Annotated in this window: 19 protein-coding genes; 8 read left to right on the top strand and 11 right to left on the bottom strand. The window is 58.4% G+C overall.

Annotated elements, in window-relative coordinates:
- Positions 1 to 40 precede the first annotated feature (40 nt).
- Together K227x_RS21115 and K227x_RS21110 are read right to left on the bottom strand one after the other, a co-directional pair.
- Positions 41 to 991: a ribose-phosphate diphosphokinase gene (locus K227x_RS21115; RefSeq protein ID WP_145172666.1), complete on the bottom strand. Its 951-nt coding sequence runs from the start codon at positions 989 to 991 to the stop codon at positions 41 to 43.
- On the bottom strand, positions 984 to 1733 hold the full coding sequence (locus K227x_RS21110) for a sugar phosphate nucleotidyltransferase (protein WP_145172664.1): 750 nt from the start codon (positions 1731 to 1733) through the stop codon (positions 984 to 986). Before K227x_RS21110 ends, K227x_RS21115 begins: the two co-directional genes overlap by 8 nt.
- A 245-nt stretch (positions 1734 to 1978) precedes the next feature.
- Here K227x_RS21110 and K227x_RS21105 point away from each other — a divergent pair, with 245 nt between their 5' ends.
- Positions 1979 to 2902, top strand: coding sequence for a lysophospholipid acyltransferase family protein (locus K227x_RS21105; RefSeq protein ID WP_145172662.1), 924 nt, complete (start codon positions 1979 to 1981; stop codon positions 2900 to 2902).
- A 163-nt stretch (positions 2903 to 3065) separates the two neighbouring features.
- On the opposite strand, the gene K227x_RS21100 is transcribed toward K227x_RS21105, so the two are convergent.
- The 5 genes from K227x_RS21100 to groL (K227x_RS21080) all read right to left on the bottom strand — a co-directional run bounded on the left by K227x_RS21100 (position 3066) and on the right by groL (K227x_RS21080) (position 9045).
- The gene (locus tag K227x_RS21100; protein ID WP_145172660.1) at positions 3066 to 3641 is read right to left on the bottom strand and encodes a nucleotide exchange factor GrpE; all 576 of its coding nucleotides are present in this window, start codon (positions 3639 to 3641) and stop codon (positions 3066 to 3068) included.
- Positions 3642 to 3725: 84 nt separating this feature from the next.
- Positions 3726 to 4865, bottom strand: coding sequence for a molecular chaperone DnaJ (gene dnaJ / locus K227x_RS21095; protein WP_145172658.1), 1140 nt, complete (start codon positions 4863 to 4865; stop codon positions 3726 to 3728).
- 251 nt (positions 4866 to 5116) lie between these two features.
- Positions 5117 to 6736, bottom strand: coding sequence for a chaperonin GroEL (groL, locus tag K227x_RS21090; RefSeq protein WP_145172656.1), 1620 nt, complete (start codon positions 6734 to 6736; stop codon positions 5117 to 5119).
- A 129-nt stretch (positions 6737 to 6865) separates the two neighbouring features.
- Positions 6866 to 7162: a co-chaperone GroES gene (groES, locus tag K227x_RS21085; RefSeq protein ID WP_145172654.1), complete on the bottom strand. Its 297-nt coding sequence runs from the start codon at positions 7160 to 7162 to the stop codon at positions 6866 to 6868.
- 182 nt (positions 7163 to 7344) lie between these two features.
- Complete coding sequence (gene groL, locus K227x_RS21080) at positions 7345 to 9045, bottom strand: chaperonin GroEL (protein WP_145172652.1); 1701 nt, start codon at positions 9043 to 9045, stop codon at positions 7345 to 7347.
- A 503-nt stretch (positions 9046 to 9548) separates the two neighbouring features.
- On the opposite strand from groL (K227x_RS21080), the gene gdhA reads away from it, so the two are divergent.
- Together gdhA and K227x_RS30745 are read left to right on the top strand one after the other, a co-directional pair.
- On the top strand, positions 9549 to 10931 hold the full coding sequence (gene gdhA / locus K227x_RS21075) for an NADP-specific glutamate dehydrogenase (protein ID WP_145172650.1): 1383 nt from the start codon (positions 9549 to 9551) through the stop codon (positions 10929 to 10931).
- Between the two features lie 206 nt (positions 10932 to 11137).
- Positions 11138 to 11386, top strand: coding sequence for a hypothetical protein (locus K227x_RS30745; protein WP_218933419.1), 249 nt, complete (start codon positions 11138 to 11140; stop codon positions 11384 to 11386).
- Here K227x_RS30745 and K227x_RS21065 read toward each other — a convergent pair.
- On the bottom strand, positions 11383 to 12582 hold the full coding sequence (locus K227x_RS21065; protein ID WP_218933418.1) for a hypothetical protein: 1200 nt from the start codon (positions 12580 to 12582) through the stop codon (positions 11383 to 11385). The two genes, K227x_RS30745 and K227x_RS21065, sit on opposite strands and share 4 nt — an antisense overlap.
- A 454-nt stretch (positions 12583 to 13036) precedes the next feature.
- Between K227x_RS21065 and K227x_RS21060 the strand changes: the two genes are divergently transcribed.
- The 4 genes from K227x_RS21060 to K227x_RS21045 all read left to right on the top strand — a co-directional run bounded on the left by K227x_RS21060 (position 13037) and on the right by K227x_RS21045 (position 20308).
- On the top strand, positions 13037 to 15073 hold the full coding sequence (locus K227x_RS21060; protein ID WP_145172644.1) for an ATP-dependent DNA helicase: 2037 nt from the start codon (positions 13037 to 13039) through the stop codon (positions 15071 to 15073).
- A gap of 215 nt (positions 15074 to 15288) precedes the next feature.
- Positions 15289 to 18363, top strand: coding sequence for a DUF1553 domain-containing protein (locus tag K227x_RS21055; protein WP_246146009.1), 3075 nt, complete (start codon positions 15289 to 15291; stop codon positions 18361 to 18363).
- Entirely contained in the window at positions 18360 to 19775 is a 1416-nt protein-coding gene (locus K227x_RS21050; RefSeq protein ID WP_145172640.1) for a DUF1501 domain-containing protein, read from the top strand. The genes K227x_RS21055 and K227x_RS21050 overlap by 4 nt, the downstream gene beginning before the upstream one ends.
- Before the next feature lie 152 nt (positions 19776 to 19927).
- The gene (locus tag K227x_RS21045) at positions 19928 to 20308 is read left to right on the top strand and encodes a DUF3127 domain-containing protein (protein WP_145172638.1); all 381 of its coding nucleotides are present in this window, start codon (positions 19928 to 19930) and stop codon (positions 20306 to 20308) included.
- 433 nt (positions 20309 to 20741) lie between these two features.
- Here K227x_RS21045 and bioB read toward each other — a convergent pair whose 3' ends face one another.
- On the bottom strand, positions 20742 to 21755 hold the full coding sequence (gene bioB, locus K227x_RS21040) for a biotin synthase BioB (protein ID WP_145178218.1): 1014 nt from the start codon (positions 21753 to 21755) through the stop codon (positions 20742 to 20744).
- 136 nt (positions 21756 to 21891) lie between these two features.
- On the opposite strand from bioB, the gene K227x_RS21035 reads away from it, so the two are divergent.
- Positions 21892 to 22416 (top strand): hypothetical protein, encoded by a 525-nt coding sequence (locus tag K227x_RS21035; protein WP_145172636.1) that lies wholly within the window; start codon positions 21892 to 21894, stop codon positions 22414 to 22416.
- A gap of 126 nt (positions 22417 to 22542) precedes the next feature.
- On the opposite strand, the gene K227x_RS21030 is transcribed toward K227x_RS21035, so the two are convergent.
- Entirely contained in the window at positions 22543 to 23046 is a 504-nt protein-coding gene (locus K227x_RS21030; protein WP_391540385.1) for a gamma carbonic anhydrase family protein, read from the bottom strand.
- Positions 23047 to 23048: 2 nt separating this feature from the next.
- Positions 23049 to 23705 (bottom strand): toprim domain-containing protein, encoded by a 657-nt coding sequence (locus K227x_RS21025; RefSeq protein ID WP_218933417.1) that lies wholly within the window; start codon positions 23703 to 23705, stop codon positions 23049 to 23051.
- Between the last annotated feature and the right edge of the window lie 237 nt (positions 23706 to 23942).

The following is a 23942-nucleotide window of genomic DNA, read 5'->3' as shown; positions in this document are numbered from 1 at the left end:
CGACACCGATCCGTCAAATCACAGCTCGATCGTCATAAGCCTATCGTTCGCGGAACAGTTCGCTGATCGACTGATCGTGGTGAATCCGTTTGATCGCTTCGGCCAACAGCGGGGCGACGCTTAGTTGGACCAAGTTGGGCAACTGTTTTTCGGCCGCGATCGGAATCGTGTCTGTCACGATGATCGAATCGATCGGCGCGTCACGAAGCTTTTCGATCGCAGGTCCACACAGGACACCGTGCGTCGCCGCGATATGGATTTCCTTAGCACCGGCTTGGTGCACCAGTCGCGCCGCACCACAGATCGAACCGGCGGTGCTGATCATGTCGTCAAACAACAATGCGATCCGGCCTTCGATGGGACCACCGATGATTGTGTTCTGTTTGGTTTCCAACGCGTTGGCGCGCTGCTTGTCGACGATCGCAAGCGTTCCGCCCAATCGTTTGTTGTGACCCAAGGCACGTTTGATGCTGCCTTCGTCGGGGCTGACGACCACAATCTTGTCGTCCACGAATCCGCGTTCGGCAAAGTACTCGTTCAGTACCGGAGCGGCGTACAGGTGATCGACGGGGACATCAAAGAACCCCTGGATCTGAGCCGCGTGCAGGTCCATCGTCAGCACTCGATCGGCGCCGGCGCGAGTGATGATGTTGGCCGCCAACTTGGCGGTGATCGGCACCCGACCTTCGTCCTTTCGATCTTGCCGTGCGTAACCATAGTAGGGCACGACAGCCGTGATCCGTTCGGCGCTTGCGCGCTTGCAGCAGTCGATCATGATCAACAATTCAAACAAATTGTCGTTGACCGGTGGCGACGTCGGCTGAACCAGGAACACATCGCGGCCGCGGACGTCTTCGTCCAGCTTGCAATAGTTCTCGCCATCGGGAAACTTGCCCAGCGTGATCGCCGAGGGTTCCAGGTGAAGATGGCGACAAATCTTGGTCGCCAAATTAGGGTTGGCTCGGCCGCTGAAAATTTTCAGTTCACGCATATCCCATCGTCCGCATTTTTTCATCGACCAACCGAAGTTCGTCTGGATTGTTGATCGAAAGTGATTCGCACTGCTGTAACACCGGAAGCGCCTCGACGGGGCGACCTGATTCACGCAGCAATCGTGCACAGTCGGTCAGGTAATACTCGGCCTGGGCGTTGTCGTTGCTGAGCATGTCGAGGGACTGCAACAGGTCGGGTGTCTGGAACAAATAAGTGCTCATGTTCACTTCTTTGACCGCCCGCTCGGATTCGGTCGCATCTTTCTGTTCGACGATTCCCATGAAGTTTCCGTCGGCGTCGCGGACAATGCGTCCCAAGCCGGTCGGATCCTCTTTTTCCAAAGTGCCCAACAGCAGGGCGGGCGAGAATTCGACGAAGTGATCCAAAAGTTTTTTCAAACTGGTTGGCTGGATCAACGGCGAGTCACCTGCCACCACAATGGTCGGCCCGGTCTGTTTTTCAAGGGCTGGGCGGCACATCTGGACCGCATGCCCGGTCCCCAACTGTTCGGACTGGGTGACAAATTCGATGTCATCCTTTCGACCGGCCAGCGCCTGACGCACCTGGTCGGCTTCGTAACCCACGACAACGATTTTGCGATGAATGCCCGCTTTTTCCAGTGCATCGAGCACGAAATGGATCATGGGACGGTCCACCACTGGGCACAGAACCTTGGGCAGATCGCTTTGCATTCGGGTACCTTTTCCGGCGGCCAAGACCACGGCACAGGAATCAGTCATTCGTGTCGTTTCCGATTCGTAAGGGGATTGCAACAGCAAGCGAAGGGTCCAAATGGTGAACGGTGGAGGCTAATCCAACAAGGCGGGCCAATCGATCTGGATTCAATTTGCCCAAATCAGGGATGATTGGCTGACAGATGTAGTGTTTAACCGGATGCCCCCGGTGTGACCGGTCTGCCAGAAGCCGAAGCCCCCCGTCTCCGAAACGCATCCCCCGCCCGCCCCCCCCCCCCGCGTCCATTTCCATGAAAACCATCGTCGATTTCGCCGCCTACGCGCTGGTTCGCCTGATTGTCGCGGTGATTCAGACCTTGCCCGTCGACATGGGGGATTCGATTTGCCGATTCCTGGCCTGGGTCGTGGGCGAAAAACTGCGGATCCGACGCCGCGAAACGGACCTGAATCTGGACCTGATTTTCCCGAGCGCCAGCGACCAAGAACGCAAAAATCTGCGTTTCGCGATGTGGCATCACCTATTGCTGATGGTCTGTGAAATCGCCTGGGTCCAGCGGCGTCTGCACCTTTCCAACTGGACCGATCACATCACGTTCCGCAACAATCGCGAAATGCTGGGGCAAATGTTGTCGGATCGCCCGACGGTGGTCGTTACTGGTCACTTTGGCAATTTCGAAGTGGGCGGATACATGACGGGGGTGATGGGGGTCCAGACGCTGACGATCGCTCGCCAGTTGGACAACCGGTTCCTGCACGCCTGGGTGGATCGCTTTCGAAGCGCCAAAGGCCAGAAAATGGTCGACAAGGAAGGCTGCGCCGCCGACGTCGATCGACATCTGAAAGATGGCGGGATCCTGTCGCTGTTGGCTGACCAGCACGCCGGGCCGAAGGGATGTTGGGTCAACTTCATGGGGGCCCCTGCGTCATGCCACAAGGCGTTGTCCCTGTTTTCGCTCAGCGCCGATGCTCCCATGGTTGTCGGTTCGACGCGGCGGGTGGGCGGCAAACCCATGCAGTTTGAAATCGCCTGCAAAGCGATCGCCGACCCACGATCGGGCGACGAAGACTGCGCCTCGGTGACTTCGCTGACAAACTGGTACAACCGGCATCTGACCGCTGCGATTGGCGAATCGCTGGAACAGTACTGGTGGCTGCACCGGAGATGGCGAGAGCCGCCGGCAAAGGTCGCCAAACGACTGGCCCGCGCCGCCTAGAAAGCGTCGCCTAGACGACGCCGCGTTGGCATCGCTGCGTAGCCGACGCTGCTTCGAAACCGCCGCGTCTGTTTCGCTCGGTTCCGCCCCTGCCAGACGATGGAAGATCGCTGGTCATGGCAGGGGGATGATCATCCGTGTTCGGTCTCGGGCGATTGCACTGCTATTCCGCAGGGCCAGTGCTGACGATCACTTGGCTTGGGCGGATCACGCGGTCGTGCATTTGGAATCCGGTGGCTGCGACATGCGCGACGATGCCAGCCGGTTTGTCGGAAGGCATCTGCGAGATCGCTTCATGAAAGTTCGGGTCAAACAACTCGCCCTCGGCAGGGATTTCGCGAATCGAGTGTTTGGCCATCATGTCATCCAGTTGCTTGGCAACGATCGCCACACCGTCTCTTAGCCCAGCCACATCGGTGCCATCGCCGGCTGAATCGATCGCACGGTGCAGGTTGTCGCGAACCTGAAGGATATCGTTGACCAATGGCACGGCGGCGTACTTCACCTGGTCTTCGAAGTCACGACGCATTCGTTTGCGAAAGTTTTCAGCTTCGGCCTGCGCCATCAAGACTCGCTTGTCGGCCGAATCGGCTGCTTCGCGAAGTCGTTGCATTTCGTCGTCGCGGGTCTCGGTGAACTGCACCGATGGTTCGCCGTCGTCCTGTTGGCCGCTGGCGTCAAAGGCTGCGTCGGTGGCGTCAAATTCGTCCGAGTCTTGATTTTGGTTTTCGTTGGTCATCTTCGTTTCTGCTTTGGGATGCGGGTCATCTGGGAAAGATGCAGTCGACCCAATGATGGACAGAGGCCGATGCGGATGGCGCGATCAGCTCTCCGTTTCGGAATCGAAAAAGGTTTTCAGTTTGTCCAGGAAGCTAGTCCGGTGCGGCAGAACCGATTGGTGGTCCAGTTCCGCCAATTCTCGCAACAGCCGTTCCTGTTCCGCGTTGAGTTTCTTGGGGACCTCGACAAACACTTGCACCAACAGGTCACCGGCGCGACCGCCACGGGGATCGACGACGCCTTTGCCTCGCAGCGTAAAGACCTCGCCACTTTGCGTTCCACGTTCGATCCGCAGCGATTGGGGACCGTCCAAGGTTGGCACATCGATCTCTGCCCCCAGGGCTGCCTGTGTGTAGGAGATCGGCAACTGCAGGATCAAATCGCTGCCGTCACGTTTGAACAGTTCGTGCGGCTTTACCGTTACGAAGACATAGCAGTCGCCCACCGGGCCACCATCGGGGCTGGCTTCGCCTTCACCCTGCACGCGAACTCGCATCCCGTCGTCAACACCGGCGGGGATCGTAACGGTCAGTTCGGCCTTCTTGTTTTCCAGGCCCGTTCCACGGCAATCGCCACAGGGTTGCCCGATGGTTTTTCCGCTGCCGCGACAATCCGGGCATGCGGTTTGGACACGCAGGATTCCGGCCGACTGGATCACCTGGCCGTGCCCGCCGCAAGTCCCGCAGGTGGTCGGCTGGCTGCCGGGGGCGGCGCCGCTGCCATCGCAGGTTTCGCACTGCACCCGCCGGCGGAACGAGATGTCCTTGCGAACGCCGCGAGCCGCTTCTTCCAACGTCAGTGTTACGTTGCAGCGGATGTCTGCACCGCGGCGAACCCGGCGTCGGCCGCCACGGCCACCACCACGATTGCCGAACAGATCGCCAAACATCCCGCCGCCAAACAGGTCACCGAAGGCGTCAAAGATATCTTCGACATCGCCGTACTGGTGAACGCTATCGACACCGGCGTGGCCGTGCTGGTCATAACGCTGCCGTTTTTCGGCATCCGAGAGGACTTCGTAGGCTTCGGTCGCTTCTTTGAACTTAGCGACCGCCGTATCATCGTCGCGATTTTGGTCGGGATGGTACTTGATCGCTAGTTTGCGATAGGCGCGATCGATGTCGGTCTTTTGGGCCGTCCGTTCGATGCGCAGTATTTCGTAATAGCAGGTCTTTTCGGCCATGCGTTTCCAGTCACCAGCCCCCACAGGGACGAAAGAGAGTTGTGTGGGACAATCAAGCCCGCACCGTATCGTGCAAACGAATCAAAGCCCCAGCGGGGCGACACGATCGAGGGAGCTTTCCCGGTCGGTGTCCGTATCGCCCCGCTGGGGCTTTGATCGATGATTCCATCCAAATGCCGGGGGCAGGTCGCCCCCGGAATGTGTCTCGGTCGATCGCTGAGGTTCAGCGATCGACCATGTTCAAACAAGTCTTACGAGATCACGCCTTCGGGAGCTCGCTTCTCTTTGTCTTCTTTGTCGTAGTTGGTCACCAAGGCTTCGGTGGTCAACAACAGGCCAGCGATGCTGGCTGCGTTGGACAATGCCGTGCGAACAACCTTGACCGGGTCGATGACACCAGCCTTGATCATGTCGGTGTATTCGCCGGTGTGGGCGTTGTAACCGATCGATAGACCTTTTTGGCTGACTTCGTCGACCACGACGCTGCCGTCGATGCCGCCGTTGTCGGCGATCTGACGCATGGGAGCATCCAGGGCGTGCAAGACGATCCGGACGCCGACCTTTTCGTCGCCTTTGGCTTTCTTCAGTGCAACTTCGAGTGCTTCGCGGCAACGAACCAGTGCAACGCCACCACCGGGCAGGATGCCTTCTTCGACAGCTGCGCGAGTCGCGTGCAAAGCGTCTTCCAAGCGAGCCTTGGTTTGCTTCATTTCAGCTTCGGTTTCTGCACCGACGCTGATCACAGCAACGCCACCGGCCAATTTGGCCAATCGCTCTTGGAACTTTTCCTTGTCATAGTCGCTGTCGGTTTGCTCGATCTGAGCACGGATTTGCGAAACCCGTTTATCGACATCGGCACGCTTGGCGGCACCTTCGACGATCGTGGTGTTGCCCTTGTCGACGGTGACCTTCTTGGCGCGACCGAGTTGTTCCAGAGTGACGTTTTCAAGCTGGATGCCCAGGTCTTCGCTGATCAGCGTTCCGCCGGTCAAGCAGGCGATATCGCCCAACATCGCTTTGCGGCGATCGCCAAAGCCAGGTGCCTTCACAGCACAGACGTTCAGCGTGCCACGCAGTTTGTTGACAACCAGCAGAGTCAACGCTTCGGCGTCCACATCTTCGGCGATGATCAACAATGGTTGGCCGGTACCAGCGGTCTTTTCCAACAACGGCACCAAGTCACGGATGTTGCTGATCTTCTTTTCGTACAGCAGCACCAACGCGTTTTCCAGGTTGGCTTCCATCGTGCCGGGATCGGTGATGAAGTACGGCGAGATGTAGCCCTTGTCGAACTGCATTCCGTCAACGTAGGTGACTTCGGTGTCGCGGCTCTTGCCTTCTTCGACCGTGATCACGCCGTCTTTGCCGACACGTTCCAGGGCGTCTGCAAGCAGACCACCGATCACGTTGTCGTTGTTTGCCGAAATCGCACCGACGTGGGCGACTTCTTGCTTGCCGCTGACAGGGCGACCCATTTCGATCAAACGCTCCGACGCGGCAGCGACGGCCTTGTCGATTCCGCGACGGATCGCGGCAGGGTTGCTGCCAGCGACGATGTTACGGAGACCTTCTTTGAAGATCGCTCGTGCAAGCACAGTCGCCGTTGTTGTGCCGTCACCAGCCAAGTCGCTGGTCTTTTGCGCAACTTCGATGACCAACTTGGCGCCCATGTTTTCGAATCGGTCTTCCAATTCGATTTCCTTGGCCACGGTCACACCGTCTTTGGTCACGGTCGGACCGCCGAACGATTTGTCGATGATCACGTTGCGCCCGGTGGGGCCCATCGTTACCGCGACGGCGTTGGCCAACTTTTCCACGCCGGCCAGCATTCGGGCACGTGCGTGATCTTCAAAAAGCAGTTGTTTTGCCATTGGTTTTCCTTCGGAAAAAAATGTTCAGTTTTCAGGGTTCAGTTTTCAGTCAAGGGACACTTCTGGGGATCGGCGGAGTGCGGAAGCGCCGCACTGGCCGATCACCGAAGACTGTCATCTGAAAACTTCTTACAAGACCTTTGCCAAGATGTCGCTTTCGCGAAGGATCTTCATTTCCTGGCCATCGACTTCGATGTTGCTGCCGCCGTACTTGCCGTAGATGACGGTGTCACCAACAGCAACCGACAGTTCGCCACGATTGCCGCTGTCCATCAATTTGCCTGGACCAACAGCGACGATCTTGCCGCGTTGTGGCTTTTCTTGTGCCGAATCGGGAAGCACGATTCCACCAGCGGTGGTTTCTTCGGCGTCTTCGGGTTGAACAACGACGCGATCATCCAAGGGACGGAGGTTCAGTTTGGCCATTTTTGTATTCCGTAGATTTATAAAGTTTTGTTGTTTTGAAAAATGAGAGATAGCTGGATCAGGTGCGAGGCAAAGGGGTGGGGTCAGGCCTTGGGGGAGCCAGGAAGTCGGTTGGGGAACTGGTTCCAGTTCCGGCCGGTGTCATTCCTGGCACCCAATCGCTGACCCTTTGCCGGTGCGACTTACATCATGCCACCCATTCCGCCCATGCCACCCATGTCCATTCCGCCCATGCCGCCACCCATACCACCGCCCATGCCGTGGTCATGATGGTGGTCGCCGCCTTCTTCTTCCTCGACAGGAATTTCAGCGACCAGCGATTCGGTGGTCAGCAACAACGCGGCAACGCTGGCGGCGTTGGTCAGCGAGGTGCGAACGACCTTGGCGGGGTCGACGATGCCGGCTGCGACCAGGTCGCAGTAGACTTCGGCGTTGGCGTCGTAACCGTCGGTTTTGCCCTTCATTTGCAAAACGCGATTGACGACCACGGCTCCGTCCAAACCAGCATTGTTGGCGATCGCACGCAGGGGTTGGTCCAACACGTTGCGGATCACTCGGACGCCCAGCTTTTGGTCGCCTTCGGTTGCTTTTTCAAGCTTTTCGATGGCTGCGCGGCAACGCAACAGAGCGGTTCCGCCACCGGGGACGATGCCTTCTTCCAACGCGGCTTGCGTGGCTGCACGTGCGTCGTCGATCAGAGCCTTTCGCTCTTTCATCTCGGTTTCGGTCGCAGCGCCCACGTTGATTTGAGCCACACCGCCGGCCAATTTGGCCAGACGTTCTTGCAGCTTTTCCTTGTCGTAGTCGCTGTCGGTGTTGGCGATTTCGCGGCGAATTTGTTCCACTCGGCCGTCGATATCAACCTTCTTGCCTGCACCGCTGACGATCGTCGTGCCTTCGCTGGTGATGCGAACTTGTTTCGCACGTCCCAGGTCGGACAGCTTGACGCTTTCCAGATCGATGCCCAGATCCTTGAAGATCGCCTTGCCGCCGGTCAACACAGCGATGTCGCCCAGGATGGCTTTGCGACGGTCGCCGTATCCAGGTGCCTTGACGGCACAGACCGACAAGATGCCTCGCATCTTGTTGACAACCAAAGTCGCAAGCGCTTCGCTTTCGACGTCTTCGGCGATGATCAGCAAAGGCTTCTTGGCCTTGCTGACTGCTTCCAACAACGGAATCATCTTCTTGTTGCTGCTGATCTTTTCTTCGAACAACAGGATGTGACAGTCGTCCAGTTCGACGCTGACTTCATCTTGGTTGGTGACGAAGTGAGGCGAAAGGAAACCGCGATCGAACTGCATGCCTTCGACGAAATCGACGTAGGTTTCGTTCGAACGACCTTCTTCGACCGTGATCACGCCGTTCTTGCCAACTTTGGTGAACGCGTTGGCCAGGACTTCGCCGATTTCAGCATCGTTGTTGCCAGCGATCGTAGCGACTTGCTTGATGTCGCTTTTGCTGTTTTCTTTGATCGGAGTTGCCAACTTGGCGATTTGCTCGACCGCAGCGTCAACCGCTTTGCTCATGCCGCGTGTCAGCGCCATTGGGTCGGCGCCGGTAGCGATCATCTTCAGCCCTTCGCGGAAGATCGCTTCGGCCAAGACCGTGGCGGTGGTGGTTCCGTCGCCGGCCACGTCGTTGGTCTTGCTAGCGGCTTCTTTGACCAGCTGAGCACCCAGGTTTTCAAACGGGTCGTCCAGTTCGATGTCCTCGGCAACGGTCACGCCGTCCTTGGTCACCTTGGGCGAGCCCCAGCCCTTGTCCAACACCGCATTGCGACCGCGAGGGCCCAGGGTGCTGCGGACGGCTCGCGCCAATTTGCTGACGCCGGCCAATAGTGGGCCGCGTGCGTCGTCGTCGAAAACGATTTGCTTTGCCACGACGTTTGTCTCCTGTGGATTCGTCTGTGAAAGGTCTGGGTGACCGGGCGGGACCGAGCCAGTTGGCTCGCCGCCGGTTCACGCAGGGTGAATGATTGTTGTTCGCTATCAGGTTTCGGACGAAGGTTCAGCCGCAGCCGACCGATCCATCGATGCACCGGTGGCAGAAACCTTCGTCGGGCTCTGCTGGTAGCAACCCGTGTGCCGGAACACTCGGATTCGTCCGCAAGTCGCTTGCTGCAAAGAACTTAGTGTGTTTTGCACTCGCTGCGGATGCGGGCCACCCAGGACTGGAATGCCAGCTTGGCAGCGAGGTTTGCTCGGCACGCCTTCCCCGCCTCCCCCCCACCCGGAATGATTCGCCTGATCCATCGACCCCATTGGCGATCCGGCAAGCGGTATCATCCTTCGGACTCAATTCCCCCTCTTCTGCGGCCTGCCGTTTTCCCCCGGACGCTGCACTCTTCGTCTTCTCCTGTATTTCTTTGCCAAGGGCACCCCTCATGACTTCTTCTGCCAAACGCGACGCTCAACATTCGCCTGCTGTCCAAGCTGAGGTCGACACGTTCATGCATGGGCTGATTCGTCGCAATCCAGGCGAGGAAGAGTTCCACCAGGCGGTTCGCGAGGTCACCGAATCGTTGATGCCTTACATCTTGGAAAACCCCAAGTACAAAGAAGCTCAGATCCTAGAACGGCTGACCGAACCGGACCGCATCATCATCTTTCGCGTCACCTGGGAAGACGATCGAGGCAACATCCGAGCAAACCGAGCCTGGCGGGTTCAGTTCAACAATTCGATCGGCCCGTACAAGGGCGGGATGCGGTTCCACCCTTCGGTCACCCAAAGCGTGCTGAAGTTTCTGGGGTTCGAACAGATCTTCAAAAATAGCCTGACTGGGTTGCCGATGGGCGGTGCCAAGGGCGGATCGAACTTCAACCCGAAAGGCAAAAGCGATCGCGAGGTGATGCGTTTCTGCCAATCCCTGATGATCGAACTGCACCGACACATCGGTGAAGATACCGACATCCCGGCCGGCGACATCGGCGTGGGGGGACGCGAGATCAGTTTCCTGTTCGGCCAGTACAAACGTCTGGCCAACAAGTTCGTCGGTACCCTGACCGGCAAAGGATTGTCGTTCGGCGGGTCCTTGGTGCGAACCGAAGCGACAGGGTATGGCTGCGTTTATTTCTGCGAGAACATGTTCAACCGGACGGGCAATAGCATCCAAGGCAAAACCGTCGCCGTCTCGGGCAGCGGCAACGTCGCCATCTACGCAACCGAAAAAGCAACCGAGCTGGGCGCGACCGTCGTCACGTTGTCCGATTCGGGCGGCTTCATCCACGACCCGGACGGAATCGATGCAGAGAAGTTGGCGTTCATCAAAGATCTAAAAGAAGTGCGCCGCGGCCGGATTAGCGAATACTGCGACCAGTACAGCAACGCGACCTTCCACGCCGATACGCGACCTTGGATCGTTCCAGTGGAGGTGGCCCTTCCCTGTGCCACGCAAAATGAATTGAACCTGGCCGAAGCAAAGACACTGCTGAAAAACGGTGTCCAAGCGATCGCCGAAGGTGCCAATATGCCGACCGAGCTGGATGCGGCCTACGCATTCCGCGATGCCGGCGTGCTGTTCGGTCCCGCCAAAGCCGCGAACGCAGGCGGCGTCGCAGTGTCAGGTCTGGAGCAAAGTCAGAATGCACTTCGATTGTCGTGGAGCCGAGAAGAGGTCGACACCAAACTGAAAACGATCATGAAAGACATTCACGAAAAGTGCGTCCGGCATGGCACCGATGGCGACAAAGTCGACTACATCGACGGTGCTAATTTGGCCGGGTTCGTGAAGATCGCCGAAGCGATGTTGGCCTACGGAGCGGTCTAGAGGAAGGTTGGGGGAGGAGCGGGGAGGAAGGCTGGGGAGGAAGGAAAGTTCGAGTTCGAGTTCGAGTTCGAGTTCGAGTTCGAGTTTAAGTTTCTGAGCTGGACTTCTGGCCCGGGACTCAGTCGCCCCCTCACCCCCGCCCCTCTCCCCCACGTTGGCCCCGAGTAGAACTCGCGGCCAACGCGGGGGAGAGGGGAGCCAGTGCTGTGCCAGCCCTCGAACTTGAACTTGAACTTGAACTCGAACTCGAACTCGAACTTGAACTCGAACTCGAACTCGAACTCGAACTTGAACTCGAACTCGAACTTGAACTCGAACTTGAACTTGAACTTGAACTCCCCGGTCCCCCCACATTGCCCCGCGTAGAACTCGCGTCCTACGCCGGGGAAGAGGGGAACCAATGTTTTGCCAGCCCCGGAACTTGTGCTCTGCCCCCCCAGTCCCGGTGGCCCTAGAACTGTGGAGATTGCGGTCTTGGTGCGAACTGTGGATTGGATCGATTCGTTCTGGGATCGACGTACGACTGTCCGGTGATCATCAGGTAGCCGGCGCCCAGGAACATGATCCAAAGCGGTGTCGCGACCACCAGTCCGATGTAACACGCCAACAAACCGACGATCGACAGCAGCATCACGATGATGATCAACAACAACGATGTCATCTTGTTTTCCATCGTGATCGCGAATGATGCTTTGATGGATCCTGTGATTCCAGCCTTGCCGTCGACAACGATGAATGGCCACGACCACAGCAACCAGTACATCAAGAACATGGCCGGCAACAGCACCAAAAACGCCAAAATGATCAACCCGGCAGCTACCCCGCCCTCGACTCCGGCAGCGATCGCCAGGGCGCCGACAGCGGCGACGAGACCAGCGACTAAGCCGCCAGCCAGCATCAGCAGGATGACGCCGCCGATGAAACGGCCGAATATGGCCATCGAAGGGCACAACCGCGAAAACGGTGAAGGTTCATCTCGCGCCACGGCCAGGACAACGCCGCAGTAGCCAAACGTGAAATAGCTGCTTAGTAGATTGAAAAACAGTTGCGACAAACCCGATATCACAGCCGACAAGGCTTCGTTGCCAATCATGTCCATGATCATGCCGATCAGGTTGGGGGCAAACGCAGCAAAGAGGCTGATCAAAAACACCAAGATATATGTGCCGATCAGAACACCAGCTCGTTCCTTGAAAATGGCGAAACCGACTCCGACAATCTCCTCGACGCTACGTCGCCCGATCGGCAACTTGCCGACGAACGTGGTGGCCGGTGGCGTTTCCACGGATGGTTGATACGGATTCGGCTTGGACGAGACAGGCCCCTGGCGATGCCCGTCGACGGTGCTGCCCAGGGGCTGGCTGAACGGGCTGGCACCTGGGGCATCCATCGATCCCGGGATGGGGCTGCCAAATCCCGGGTCACCTGCGCCGGAAGCTCCCGAGTCCTGGTCGCCCATCTCCTGGCCACCGGAGTCCTGGTCACCGAAACCTTGGTCACCGAAACCTTGGCCATCGGTCGCGGGGCCAACCGGCATAGGAACCACGAACTGGGCTTCACAGGCGGGGCATTTGGCAGTCTTTCCCGCGGCATGCTCGGGCAGTTCCAGCAATCGGTTGCAAGCCGGACAGGTTTGGCGAATCATGCTCATCGGATCACTGCGAATCGTGGATTTTTAGTAAAAGTGCAGTCTGCCGGGGCGTCGGGCAGGGCACTTCGGGGGCAGGCCCATTTTCTACACGATCGGGGCGCGTCATGACGATGCCAGCACAGACCCAGTGTCGTGTTCCCCGAGACGTTTTTGTGAGCGAACGTGACGGGGCGTACCGCGAAGCGATTCGTACCACTGTCGCTATGCGGAGGCGCGCGACCTGATGGGCACGCGGTGAAACGAGAAGGATGTAGGCCGGATCAAGGAGCGGAGCGACGATGATCCGGCAATCCCGTGTCCCGAACGCCGCGTTGCAAGCCGGCGAGGTACGCTCCGTTTTTGTTGATTCAACCGGTCGGCATGGTTGTTTGGCGGCGCCGGTGCTATCGTGTCACTTGCCACTTTGGCCTCTGAACCATCCCGTCCCCCTCCCTTCCGCCGAGAGCCCGAAAGCGTGAGCGACGAACTTTCCGTCGATTCGATTCTTGGTCCCGAAGGCTCGATCGCAAGACGATTGCCCGGTTACGAACCACGTGATCAGCAATTGGAAATGTCACGTAAAGTGGCCGAGGCACTGCGTTTGGAGAAACATCTGGTGGCGGAGGCCGGCACCGGAACCGGAAAGAGCTTTGCGTATTTGGTCCCCGCGATCCTGCACGCAACGGCGGACCAAAACGAAATCAGCACCACCGAGGATGGGGAGGGCAAGAAACGCAGCCGCCGCGTTGTGATCTCCACTCATACGATCAGTCTGCAAGAACAGTTGATCGCCAAGGACGTGCCGCTGCTGAACGCCGTGATCCCACGCGAATTTTCCGCCGTCCTGGTCAAAGGCCGATCGAACTATCTGTCGATCCGGCGAATGGACAGAGCGATCGCGAAGAGCACCTCGCTGCTGGCAACCGATCAACAACACAGCCAGTTGCGATCGATCAAATCGTGGAGCAAGGATACGCCGGACGGTTCCAAGTCGACTCTTTCGATGCGCCCTGACCCTGTGGTCTGGGACGAAGTCGTTTCCGACACCAGCAACTGTTTGGGGCGAAACTGCAAGCACCATAAAGATTGTTTCTATTTTCGGGCTCGTCGCCGTGCGATGAATTCGCAATTGATGATCGTCAATCACGCGATGCTGTTTTCGGACATGGCGCTGCGTCGGCAAGGGGTGTCGATCCTGCCGGACTACGATGCCGTCATCCTGGACGAATGCCATACGATCGAAGCCGTTGCCGGCGACCACTTGGGGCTGCGGATTTCCAGCGGCCAGTTCGACTATTTGTTCGACCGACTTTATAACGATCGCACTCAAAAGGGTTTGCTGGTCGACAAGGACTTGGTCACGCTACAGAACTTGGTCGATCGTTGTCGGTTTGCCGCGACCAACCTGTTCGCCGATCTGTTGGACTGGTACGACCAAACGAAGACCAAGAACGGCCGCGTGCATCATCCGGACATCGTTGACAATCCGCTGAGTGATGCGATGGAAATCCTAGCGGCGCAGCTTCAAAAACAGGCCGCTGCCCAGAAGCAGGAAACCGATCGCAAGGACTTCGAATCAGCCTACGATCGGATGCTGGGTCTTTCCGGCGGCTTGCGACAATGGTTGCGCCAGGAAATCGAACATTCGGTCTATTGGATCGAACGCACGGGGTCGCGACGAGGCATGGACCGCGTCACGCTGGCCGCGTCGCCGATCAACGTTGGCGACACCCTTCGCAAGGAACTGTTCCAAAACGAAATGATCCGCAGCGTTGTGATGACCAGTGCAACGCTGGCGACTGGCAATGACGACTTCAAGTTCTTTCGTTCCCGAGTCGGACTGACCAGCGGCCTGTCGATTCAAGTTGGCAGCCCGTTCGATTACAAGTCGCAAGCCAAGTTGGTGGTGGTGACTGACCTGCCGGATCCATCGCGCGAACGGGAAGCGTTCGAAAAGTCGTTGCCCGCCCAGATCAAACGCTTCGTCGGGCACACCAACGGGCATGCCTTTGTGCTGTTCACCAGTTACGGGTTGCTGAAACGTTGTGCCGACGCGGTGGCCGCATGGTGCGCCGAAAAGAACCTGCAGTTGTACACGCAGGGCGGCGAACAAAGCCGCACTCAGCTGTTGGACGCGTTTCGCCGAACGCCCAACGGTGTGCTGTTTGGTACCGATAGTTTTTGGCAGGGCGTCGATGTTCCCGGCGATGCGTTGACCAATGTGGTGATCACCAAACTGCCGTTTGCTGTCCCCGACCATCCGCTGCTTGAAGCTCGCTTGGAATCGATCAAAGCCAGTGGCGGAAATCCGTTTGGCGACTACCAGCTGCCCGAAGCGGTCATCAAGTTTCGTCAGGGATTTGGACGGCTGATCCGAACCCGTTCCGACCATGGCATCGTCGTCGTCTTGGATCCGCGGATCAGGACCAAACCGTATGGGCGGACGTTTATCAATTCGTTGCCCGAGCTGCCGATCCACTACGTTTCAAAAGTGAAGCGTAAGAAATCGTAGGCAGCCCCCGCTTTTAGCGCAGTCGGTCATGAAATCGGCCGCGAAATGATGCCGCCATCGTTTTATGGATTGGAACGACGCCTGCGGCAATGTACGGTCAGACGGCATCGCCAGTGATTTTGCGGACTGCTTGGGAATGGTTTGGGCCAGTTTCAAGGGAGTCTACTACAATGCTGGTTAGCTACGTCCTGTCTTTCCACCAGCCAAGTTCGCTCATGCGTTTTTTGTTGTCTTTGCTCTTGGCGATCATTGCCGCGGTCGCCGTGTCTGACGATTCGGTCGTTTTTAATCGCGACATTCGACCGATATTGTCGGAAAACTGTTTCCATTGCCATGGTCCTGATGACGCCAATCGGGCTGCCGATTTGCGATTGGATGTTGAAGGCGAGGCCGACCTGGACGACTTGATCGATCGGATCACGTCGGACGATGAAGACATGCGGATGCCGCCTCTCGATTCCGAGCGGTCGCTGTCGCCTCAGCAGATCGAAACGGTTCGCCGCTGGATCGAACAAGGCGCAGCCTATCAAGGTCACTGGTCATTCATCCCCCCGACTCGCCCGTCGCTGCCCATGGCTTCGCCAGGCGATTCGGACGCTAGCGAACACGGTGGTTCGGTAAACACGGACAGTCCATCGCCCGCGATCGAATTGGATCCCATCGATCAATTCATCCAACGCAAACTGGACCAACAAAAATTATCGGCGGCACCACCCACGGGACCGGAAACGCTGATCCGACGTTCCACTTTTGACCTGATTGGGTTGCCGCCGACGATTGCCGAGATCGATCAATTCCTCGCTGACAAGTCACCGGACGCCTATTCGAAACTGCTGGACCGCTTGCTGGCACGCAAAGAGTATGGCGAACGAATGGCATCGGTCTGGCTAGACGCCGCACGCTACAGCGATACCTACGGGTACCAAGTCGATCGCGACCGATTCGTCTGGCCTTGGCGTGATTGGGTGATCGCTGCCTACAACGACGACATGCCCTATGACCAGTTCATCACCCAGCAATTGGCCGGCGACCTGTTGCCGCCGGGGCCGTCCCCCGCAGCCACTCGTGATCAAATACTGGCGACCACTTTCAACCGGCTGCATCCACAAAAGGTCGAAGGCGGCAGCGTGCCCGAAGAGTTCCGGATCGAGTACATCGCCGACCGCGCCCAAACGGTAGCGACCGCGATGATGGGCCTGACCTACGAATGCTGTCGCTGCCACAATCACAAGTACGACCCCATCAGCCAAGAAGAATACTTCCAGCTAACCGCGTACTTTGACAACATCGACGAAGCTGGGCTGTACTCGTATTTCACCGATGCGATCCCGACGCCGACCTTGTCGCTGCCGACACCCCTCGAAGAGTCCAGGTTGGCAGAGAAACAGAAAGCTGTCGCGAAGGCCGAGCGACGGATCGCAGCGGCGAAGAAGCAAAACCGCGAGTTCTGGGAGCAACAGATCAGCCAGCAACGGTTCACCGATTTACAGTTGGCCGACCCGATCTACACCAACGACTTCGAACAGTCGCCACCGGGACGAAACAAGATCGCCGATGGTATTGATGGCAACGCGTTTCGATTGACGGGCGACGATGCCGTCCAGACGCCGGTTGGCAACTTCAAACGCAGCGAACCGTTTTCGGTTTCGATGTGGATCAAGACGCCGGACGTCAAAGAACGCGCCGTCGTGTTCCACCGTTCACGCGCGTGGACCGACGCCGCCAGTCGCGGTTACGAACTGTTGATCCACGAAGGGAAACTGCAGTGGTCACTGATCCACTTCTGGCCCGGCAATGCCATCAGTATCCGTACCCTGGACCCGATTCCAGTCGACCAATGGGTTCACGTCACGGTGACCAATGATGGGGCCAGCCGGGCCGACGGTTTGCGAGTCTATGTCGACGGGAAACCAGCTGCGACCGAAACCGTTCGCGACGCGCTGACCAAAAACATCACCGGCGGCGGTGGCGACACGATCGCGATCGGCGAACGATTCCGCGATCGGGGTTTCAAGAACGGGTTTGTCGATCAAATGCGAGTCTTTGATGTCGCACTGACCGACTTGGAAGCACGCAACCAAGCGAACGGTCCGGTGGCAAGCGACGACGTTCCGTTGCACGTTGACCACGCCATCCTGCGGCACGACGTTGACGTCATTAAATCCGGGCAAGCGTTGGCCGCGGCCAGGTCGGAATTGTGCAGCGTCCAGGACGGACTCCAAGAGATCATGGTGATGCGTGAACTCGATACCGCTCGCCCCAGCCACCTGCTGGCCCGCGGCGAATACAGCATGCCGGGCAAAGTGGTCCAACCCGGAACCCCTGCGGCATTGCTGCCGTTCCCAACCGATGCGCCGGCCAACCGACTGGGGCTAGCGGATTGGCTTTGCGATCCACGCCACCCGCTGACGTCGCGCGTTGCCGTCAATCGATTGTGGCAAATGTTGTTCGGTGTTGGGCTGGTTCGCACGCCCGAGGACTTTGGCAGTCAAGGCAGCCCGCCGTCCCATCCCGAACTGTTGGACTATCTAGCGATCGAATACATCGACAGTGGTTGGGACACCAAAGCGATGCTGAAACGGATCATGATGTCTCGCACCTATCGACAATCCAGTCGCCATCCGGACCCGACATCGATCCAGCAGGATCCAACCAACGTTTACCTAAGTCGTTTTCCGACCTATCGATTGCCGGCGGAAATGTTGCGTGATGCGGCGCTAGCCATCAGCGGTCGTTTGGTCAAAACCATTGGTGGTCCGCCCGCGAAACCGTACGAGGTCGAAGCATCGTTCAAGCCCGTCGATCGCGACAAAGGCGATGGGCTGTATCGACGCAGCCTGTATACGTATTGGAAACGAACTGCGCCGGCTCCGGTGATGATGACCCTGGACGCTCCGTCGCGTGATGTGTGCCGCGTCAGTCGCGAACGAACGGCTTCTCCGCTGCAAGCATTTGTCATGTTGAACGGGCCACAGTACATCGAAGCGGCACGCGGCCTGGCCGAAACGCTAGCCCAGAAACATTCGCCCGATCAACTGGAATCCGGCGGTGTGACCGAAGCGTTCCGTGCGATCACCAGCCGCACGCCCACCAGCGGCGAACAGGAAGTGTTGTCCAAGCTTTATCAGCAACAACTGAAATACTTTCGCGATCAAGCGGATCGAGTCGATTCGTTTTTGCGGATCGGCGATGCCCCACCCGACCCATCCGTGTCAGGCCCGTCGGTTGCGGCGATGACGGTCGTGGTCGGCACATTGATGAACTACGACGGAAGCATGGTGAAACGATGAATTGGAACCTATCACGACGATCGTTGTTGCAACAAACCGGGCTCGGTTTCGGTGCCTTGGCGGCCAGCGACCTACTGGCTTCGGCGGATGGCACTGGGGGCGGCATCCTGTCGGCGCTGCACCACGCGCCCAAGGCCAAGCGAGTGATCTTTTTGTTTCAATCCGGTGCGCCATCGCAGATGGACCTGCTGGACTACAAACCACTGCTGAACGAAAAACAGGGCCAGGAACTGCCGGATTCGATTCGGGGCAGCCAGCGTTTGACAGGGATGAGCGGGAATCAATCCAGTTTGCCACTGGTGGGGTCACCGTTCAAGTTTTCGCAGCACGGCCAGAACGGGGCCTGGGTTAGCGAATTGATGCCCCACACCGCGTCGATCATCGACGACATCTGCGTCGTCCGATCGATGCACACCGAAGCGATCAATCACGGACCCGGTGTCACGTTCATGCAATCGGGCAGCATGATCCCGGGACGCCCCAGCATGGGGGCCTGGATGGATTACGGTCTGGGGACCGAAAACCAGGATCTGCCGGCCTTCGTCGTGATGACGACCAAAGACCAAAATTCGGGGCAGCCGCTTAGCGCCGGACTGTGGGGAAGCGGTTTTTTGCCAAGCAAGCACCAGGGCGTTTCGTTCCGAAGCGGCAAGGATCCGGTCCTGTACCTGTCCAATCCCGATGGTATCGATACCAGCAGTCGGCGGGCGTCGATGGATGCGCTGGCCGGACTGCACCAGATGCAGTTGGACCAGGGCGCCGACCGATTGGTCGAAACACGATTGGCCCAGTACGAACTGGCCTTCCGAATGCAGTCATCGATTCCCGAAGCCACCGACTTTTCCGATGAATCCAAGGAAGTCGTCGAATCCTATGGGCCGGACGCCAAGAACCCCGGCTCTTTTGCCGCCAACTGTCTGATGGCTCGGCGACTGGCTCAGCGCGGCGTGCGGTTCATCCAGCTGTACCACAAGGGATGGGATCACCACGGCGGACTGCCGCAGGGACTGCCCCGGCAATGCAAACAGACCGACCAACCGTCGGCGGCCTTGGTCAAAGACTTGAAACGGGTGGGGCTGCTCGACGACACCCTGGTGATTTGGGGCGGCGAATTCGGCCGCACCAATTACTGCCAAGGAAAATTGACGGCCACCAGTTTCGGCCGCGACCACCACCCGCGTTGCTTCACGATCTGGATGGCTGGCGGCGGCATCCAACCAGGCTTGGTTTATGGCGAAACCGACGAATACGGATACAACATCGTCGACAAGCCGATCCATATCCACGATTTGCACGCAACGATCCTGCATCAGATGGGAATCGACCACGAGCGGCTGACGTTCAAGTATCAAGGCCGCAATTTTCGATTGACCGACGTTCACGGACACGTCGTCCACGACATCCTGGCCTGATCGAGGTTGGGGGCGGGCGGTCAGGGCTACTGACGCAGGGGTCGAAAGCGTTACACTCTCCCTTTTAGCATCCGATTGGCCGCTGTTTAGCACGGCGCTTTTTAGATTTCCGATCGACGACGAATCTGTTCAAAGTAAAGAGAGAGCACGGGATGAGTGATTCCAAGGTTACCGGTGTGGTGCATTTGATCGAAGAAACCAAGACCTACGGTGCCAAGGGCTTCCGCAAGCGAATGGTGGTCCTGGAACAAGACAAGGGCAGCTTCACAAATTACGTCCCCGTCGAATTTACCCGTGATTCCTGCGACACCGTTGATGAATTGAAGGTCGGTGACGAGGTCGAGGTGCAGTACCGCCTCAATGGCCGCCGTTGGCAGAAAGACGAACAAAGCGAAGTGCGTTTTTTCGTCAACGTCGAAGCGATGTCGTTCCGGATCACCGGCGATGGCGCCCACAGCGATTCGATGAGCGAACGGGTCAGCGACCCCAATGACGCGTTCAGCGAAGCAGGCGACGACGAAGCCCCGTTCTAAAGACACGGGTCCAGAAACGCGTCACCATCGCTGCGGATCCCCACCGGGATGCTCCGTTCGTAGTACCGGATTCAGCCGGCCTTTTCTGCGCTACGCGGTGTCGCTGCGCGGCCCCGATTTCGCCTGAAGAGAGCGTCCAGGTTACGCAGCGTCGCAGAGGCAAAAGCATCCTGCCGCGCGGGCGGGGCCCAAGGATTCAGCGTTGCCACTGTCCCCTCACCTCGGCCCTCATCCCCCTGAATTATCGAAGCTCCACTTCGATAATCCAGGGGGATGAGTGGGGCAAAAGAAAACCAACCAACCGCAGTGTCTGCCCACCTCGTTTTGCCCCCTCTCCCCCGCGTTGAACGCCAGTTCCGCGCGCGTTCAATGTGGGGGAGAGCGTTGGGGACAGGGGGGGAATGCAAGCGAAGTCCCGCCTAACCAGACGCGACTATGCGCCCGTCTTCGTCGTGACTTCGAAGCCTAGGTCGCGGATCATGTCGTAGTCTTCTTGTGGGGCCTGTCCCTTGGTGGTCAGGTAATCCCCCACAAACAGGCTGTTGGCGACGTACAGGCCCAGGGGCTGCATCGAACGCAGGTGAATTTCGCGTCCACCCGAAATCCGCAACTCTCGCGTTGGGTTGACGAAGCGGAACATCGCGAGGGCTCGCAAACAATCGTTGGGGGTTAGGTCGGCATTCCCCTGCAGCGGTGTTCCTTCGATCGCGTTCAGGAAGTTCAGCGGGATCGATTGCACGCCTAGCTCTTGCAGGTCGAAAGCCATCGATACGACGTCTTCGTGCTTTTCACCCATTCCGATGATGCCGCCGCTGCACATTTCCATGCCCGCATCGCGGACGTGTCGCAGCGTCTGGACGCGGTCGGCATAGGTGTGCGTGGTGCAGATGTCGGCGTAGTGATCTTCGCTGGTGTTCAGGTTGTGATTGACGCGATCGACACCGCAGGCCTTCAAGCGGTCAGCCTGTTCACGCGTCAGCAGCCCCAGACAGGCGCAGATATCCAGTCCGTGCTTTTCCTTGATTTCGGGCACGATGGTCTCGACCGCGTTCATCTCGCGTTCGCTGGGCCCTCGAGCCGAGATCACCAAGCAATACGTCTTGGCACCTCTTTCGGCCGCCATTTCAGCGGCTTTCATCAGATCATCCCGTTTCAGGATGTTGTGCTTGGGCACGGGAGCCGTCGAGATTTTCGACTGGCTACAGTAGTGGCAATCTTCCGGGCACAGACCGCTCTTGGCGCTCATTAGAAAATACAGCTGGACCGTTCGGCCGAAGTGCTGCTGACGAATTCGGAAACCGGCCGCCAGGATCGCCAAGATATCGGCGTCGGGGGCTTTCAGGATTTCGAGCGCGTTTTCGCGGCTCAAAGATTGCCCCGCCAAGACCTCATCGGCCCAGCGGTCGTATCGATTAGTAGCTACAGCGGTCGTTTCGACGTTCAGCATCGCTTCACGTTGCGTTGGAGGTGGCGAGTTGCGACCGGCGTTCCGATCGTCCACTATGGTGCCGCCCTGGCCGCTACTCGACAAGTCGCCTTTGTTTTCCTTTGGCAGCCGCCAGCCCTCCGGATCCCATTCATTCATGCATCCCGTCTTCCTTCGCATCGGATCGCTCGCCGAAATTCATGCCGCCAAGGCCCCCGAACCGCTATCCCGAGGCCGCCGAGTGATTGCACGGACCGGGCGTGGGACGGAATTGGGCGAAGTCGTTGGCCCCTGCCGAGACTCGCAAAAAGCCGCCGATTCGATGGTTTCCGTGGTCCGGGCGACCACCGAAGAAGACGAATTGCTGATCCGGCGTCTGGATCGGCACAAACGCGAAGCGGTCGAGGCGTGCCGGGCGGCGCTGGCAGAGGCGGGGTCGGTGGCCTGCCTGTTGGACGTCGACCAAATTTTTGACGGCGGCACTTTGGTGATGCATTTTTTGGGCACCGTCGACGAAGTCGCCACGACGGTCACCCGATCGGTGGCCGAAAAATACGAATCCATCGTCCGTAGTCGACACTTTGCCAAATTGCTGAAAGACGGTTGCGGCCCCGATTGTGGCACCGGCGAAGGCGGCGGATGCGGGGGCGGTTGCAGTGGGTGCGCCGTGAAGTGTCGCTAGCGTGTCGCTGGCGTTTCCATTGCTGGCAGCCGATCGTTCAAAAAAACCTACCGTCCAAGCTTTTTTTCCAAATTCACGACATCGGACCAGGTTGCCGGATCCATCCGCGCCCGGCGAATTCTTCGCTTAGCGGCTGGACCGATAGCTTTGCCCGGCGCTGACGTAGTGATCGGCAGCGTGTTTGGCGCGAGCGACGTTTTCGGGGGTTAGTTCTCGGACCACTTTCGCAGGCACGCCGACCGCCAAGTGCCCCGGCGGGATCTCCATTTTTTCAGTCACCACGGCGCCGGCGCCCACGATCGCGCCCGCACCAATCTTGGCTCCGTTCAAGACCACCGCGCGGATGCCGATCATCGCTCCGTCACCGACCGTCGCACCATGGACGACTGCCGAATGACCAATCGTGACGTCCCGGCCAATCACGCAGGGGAAACCCGGATCAGCGTGCAACACGCACAGGTCTTGCACGTTCGATCGGTCCCCAATGGAAACCGATTCGGTGTCACCGCGAATCACCGCGCCAAACCATACGCTTGCACCGGAGCCTATGTCGACTCGGCCGATCACCGTCGCGTTTTCAGCGATGAATGCCGACGCGTCGACTCGATCGGGTTGAAATTCAGTATCCATGTTCATACCTTGACGCCACAAAAAATTCGAATCGCTGCTTCTGCATCCGCGACGGCAAGCCCGTGCAGAGTTCGGGTTTTCGGATCCAAGCAAGTCGATATCAATGCCGATTCGTTCATGCTGGCTAGCCCGCGGTAACGTTGTGCCGAGTATCGCATTCCCTTCGCATCCAAAGCCGATCGGATTCTCTGGTAGTGATCTTCGTTGTAAGCGTGCAACCGATCATCGGTATCGGGTGACGAAAATTCGTAGAGTGGTGCGCGAGCCACACTGATCCGGCCTGATTCCAATAGCGGACGCATGAACCGATAAAAGAACATCGACAACAATGCACCACAGTGGATCCCGTCCGCATCGGGATCGAACAACATGACCACACGATCGTAACGTATCGATGGCAGGTCCTGTTCGGCATCCCAGCCCAAGCCGATCGAATCGACCAACGCACGGTACAGTTCGTTTCGCTTGACCGCTGACTTACCGGCTTTGTACGCGTTCATCGGCTTGCCTTGCATCGGCAGCACCGCTTGCGTGACAGGATTGCGAGCTCGAACAACCGCCTTGGATGCCGAATCGCCTTCGACCACAAAAAGTTCGGCGCCCGAACCCGCACCGTGCTGGTGGCAGTCGTGCAGTTTGGCCGGAACAGTTCGAAACATGGTCATCGGCCAGCGTTTGGGAAAGCGGGGGGGCGGCGGGGCGGGACGAGTCAGTATTGGAATCCGTAACCTGTCGGGCAAGGCGCGCAGGGGGCCAGATCCATCGGGATATCACGCCGGGCCAGCCCATGTTTGTGGTGAATCGCAGGATGGGTTGGGCGGGATCGCCGGGGGCAACTTGATCCGAATCGCCGCGTCTGTCCAGAACCCTATGCGGCCCCCGTCGCATGCCCCATC

Source organism: Rubripirellula lacrimiformis (genome assembly GCF_007741535.1).
GTDB lineage: Bacteria > Planctomycetota > Planctomycetia > Pirellulales > Pirellulaceae > Rubripirellula > Rubripirellula lacrimiformis.
This window is presented reverse-complemented; position numbering and strand designations above follow the sequence as displayed.

Coding starts and splice junctions, on each gene's coding strand:
- K227x_RS21115 (WP_145172666.1), bottom strand. CDS start 991: ATGCGTGAACTGAAAATTTTCAGCGGCCGAGCCAACCCTAATTTGGCG.
- K227x_RS21110 (WP_145172664.1), bottom strand. CDS start 1,733: ATGACTGATTCCTGTGCCGTGGTCTTGGCCGCCGGAAAAGGTACCCGA.
- K227x_RS21105 (WP_145172662.1), top strand. CDS start 1,979: ATGAAAACCATCGTCGATTTCGCCGCCTACGCGCTGGTTCGCCTGATT.
- K227x_RS21100 (WP_145172660.1), bottom strand. CDS start 3,641: ATGACCAACGAAAACCAAAATCAAGACTCGGACGAATTTGACGCCACC.
- dnaJ (WP_145172658.1), bottom strand. CDS start 4,865: ATGGCCGAAAAGACCTGCTATTACGAAATACTGCGCATCGAACGGACG.
- groL (WP_145172656.1), bottom strand. CDS start 6,736: ATGGCAAAACAACTGCTTTTTGAAGATCACGCACGTGCCCGAATGCTG.
- groES (WP_145172654.1), bottom strand. CDS start 7,162: ATGGCCAAACTGAACCTCCGTCCCTTGGATGATCGCGTCGTTGTTCAA.
- gdhA (WP_145172650.1), top strand. CDS start 9,549: ATGACTTCTTCTGCCAAACGCGACGCTCAACATTCGCCTGCTGTCCAA.
- K227x_RS21065 (WP_218933418.1), bottom strand. CDS start 12,582: ATGAGCATGATTCGCCAAACCTGTCCGGCTTGCAACCGATTGCTGGAA.
- K227x_RS21055 (WP_246146009.1), top strand. CDS start 15,289: ATGCGTTTTTTGTTGTCTTTGCTCTTGGCGATCATTGCCGCGGTCGCC.
- K227x_RS21050 (WP_145172640.1), top strand. CDS start 18,360: ATGAATTGGAACCTATCACGACGATCGTTGTTGCAACAAACCGGGCTC.
- K227x_RS21045 (WP_145172638.1), top strand. CDS start 19,928: ATGAGTGATTCCAAGGTTACCGGTGTGGTGCATTTGATCGAAGAAACC.
- bioB (WP_145178218.1), bottom strand. CDS start 21,755: ATGCTGAACGTCGAAACGACCGCTGTAGCTACTAATCGATACGACCGC.
- K227x_RS21035 (WP_145172636.1), top strand. CDS start 21,892: ATGCATCCCGTCTTCCTTCGCATCGGATCGCTCGCCGAAATTCATGCC.
- K227x_RS21030 (WP_391540385.1), bottom strand. CDS start 23,046: ATGGATACTGAATTTCAACCCGATCGAGTCGACGCGTCGGCATTCATC.
- K227x_RS21025 (WP_218933417.1), bottom strand. CDS start 23,705: ATGTTTCGAACTGTTCCGGCCAAACTGCACGACTGCCACCAGCACGGT.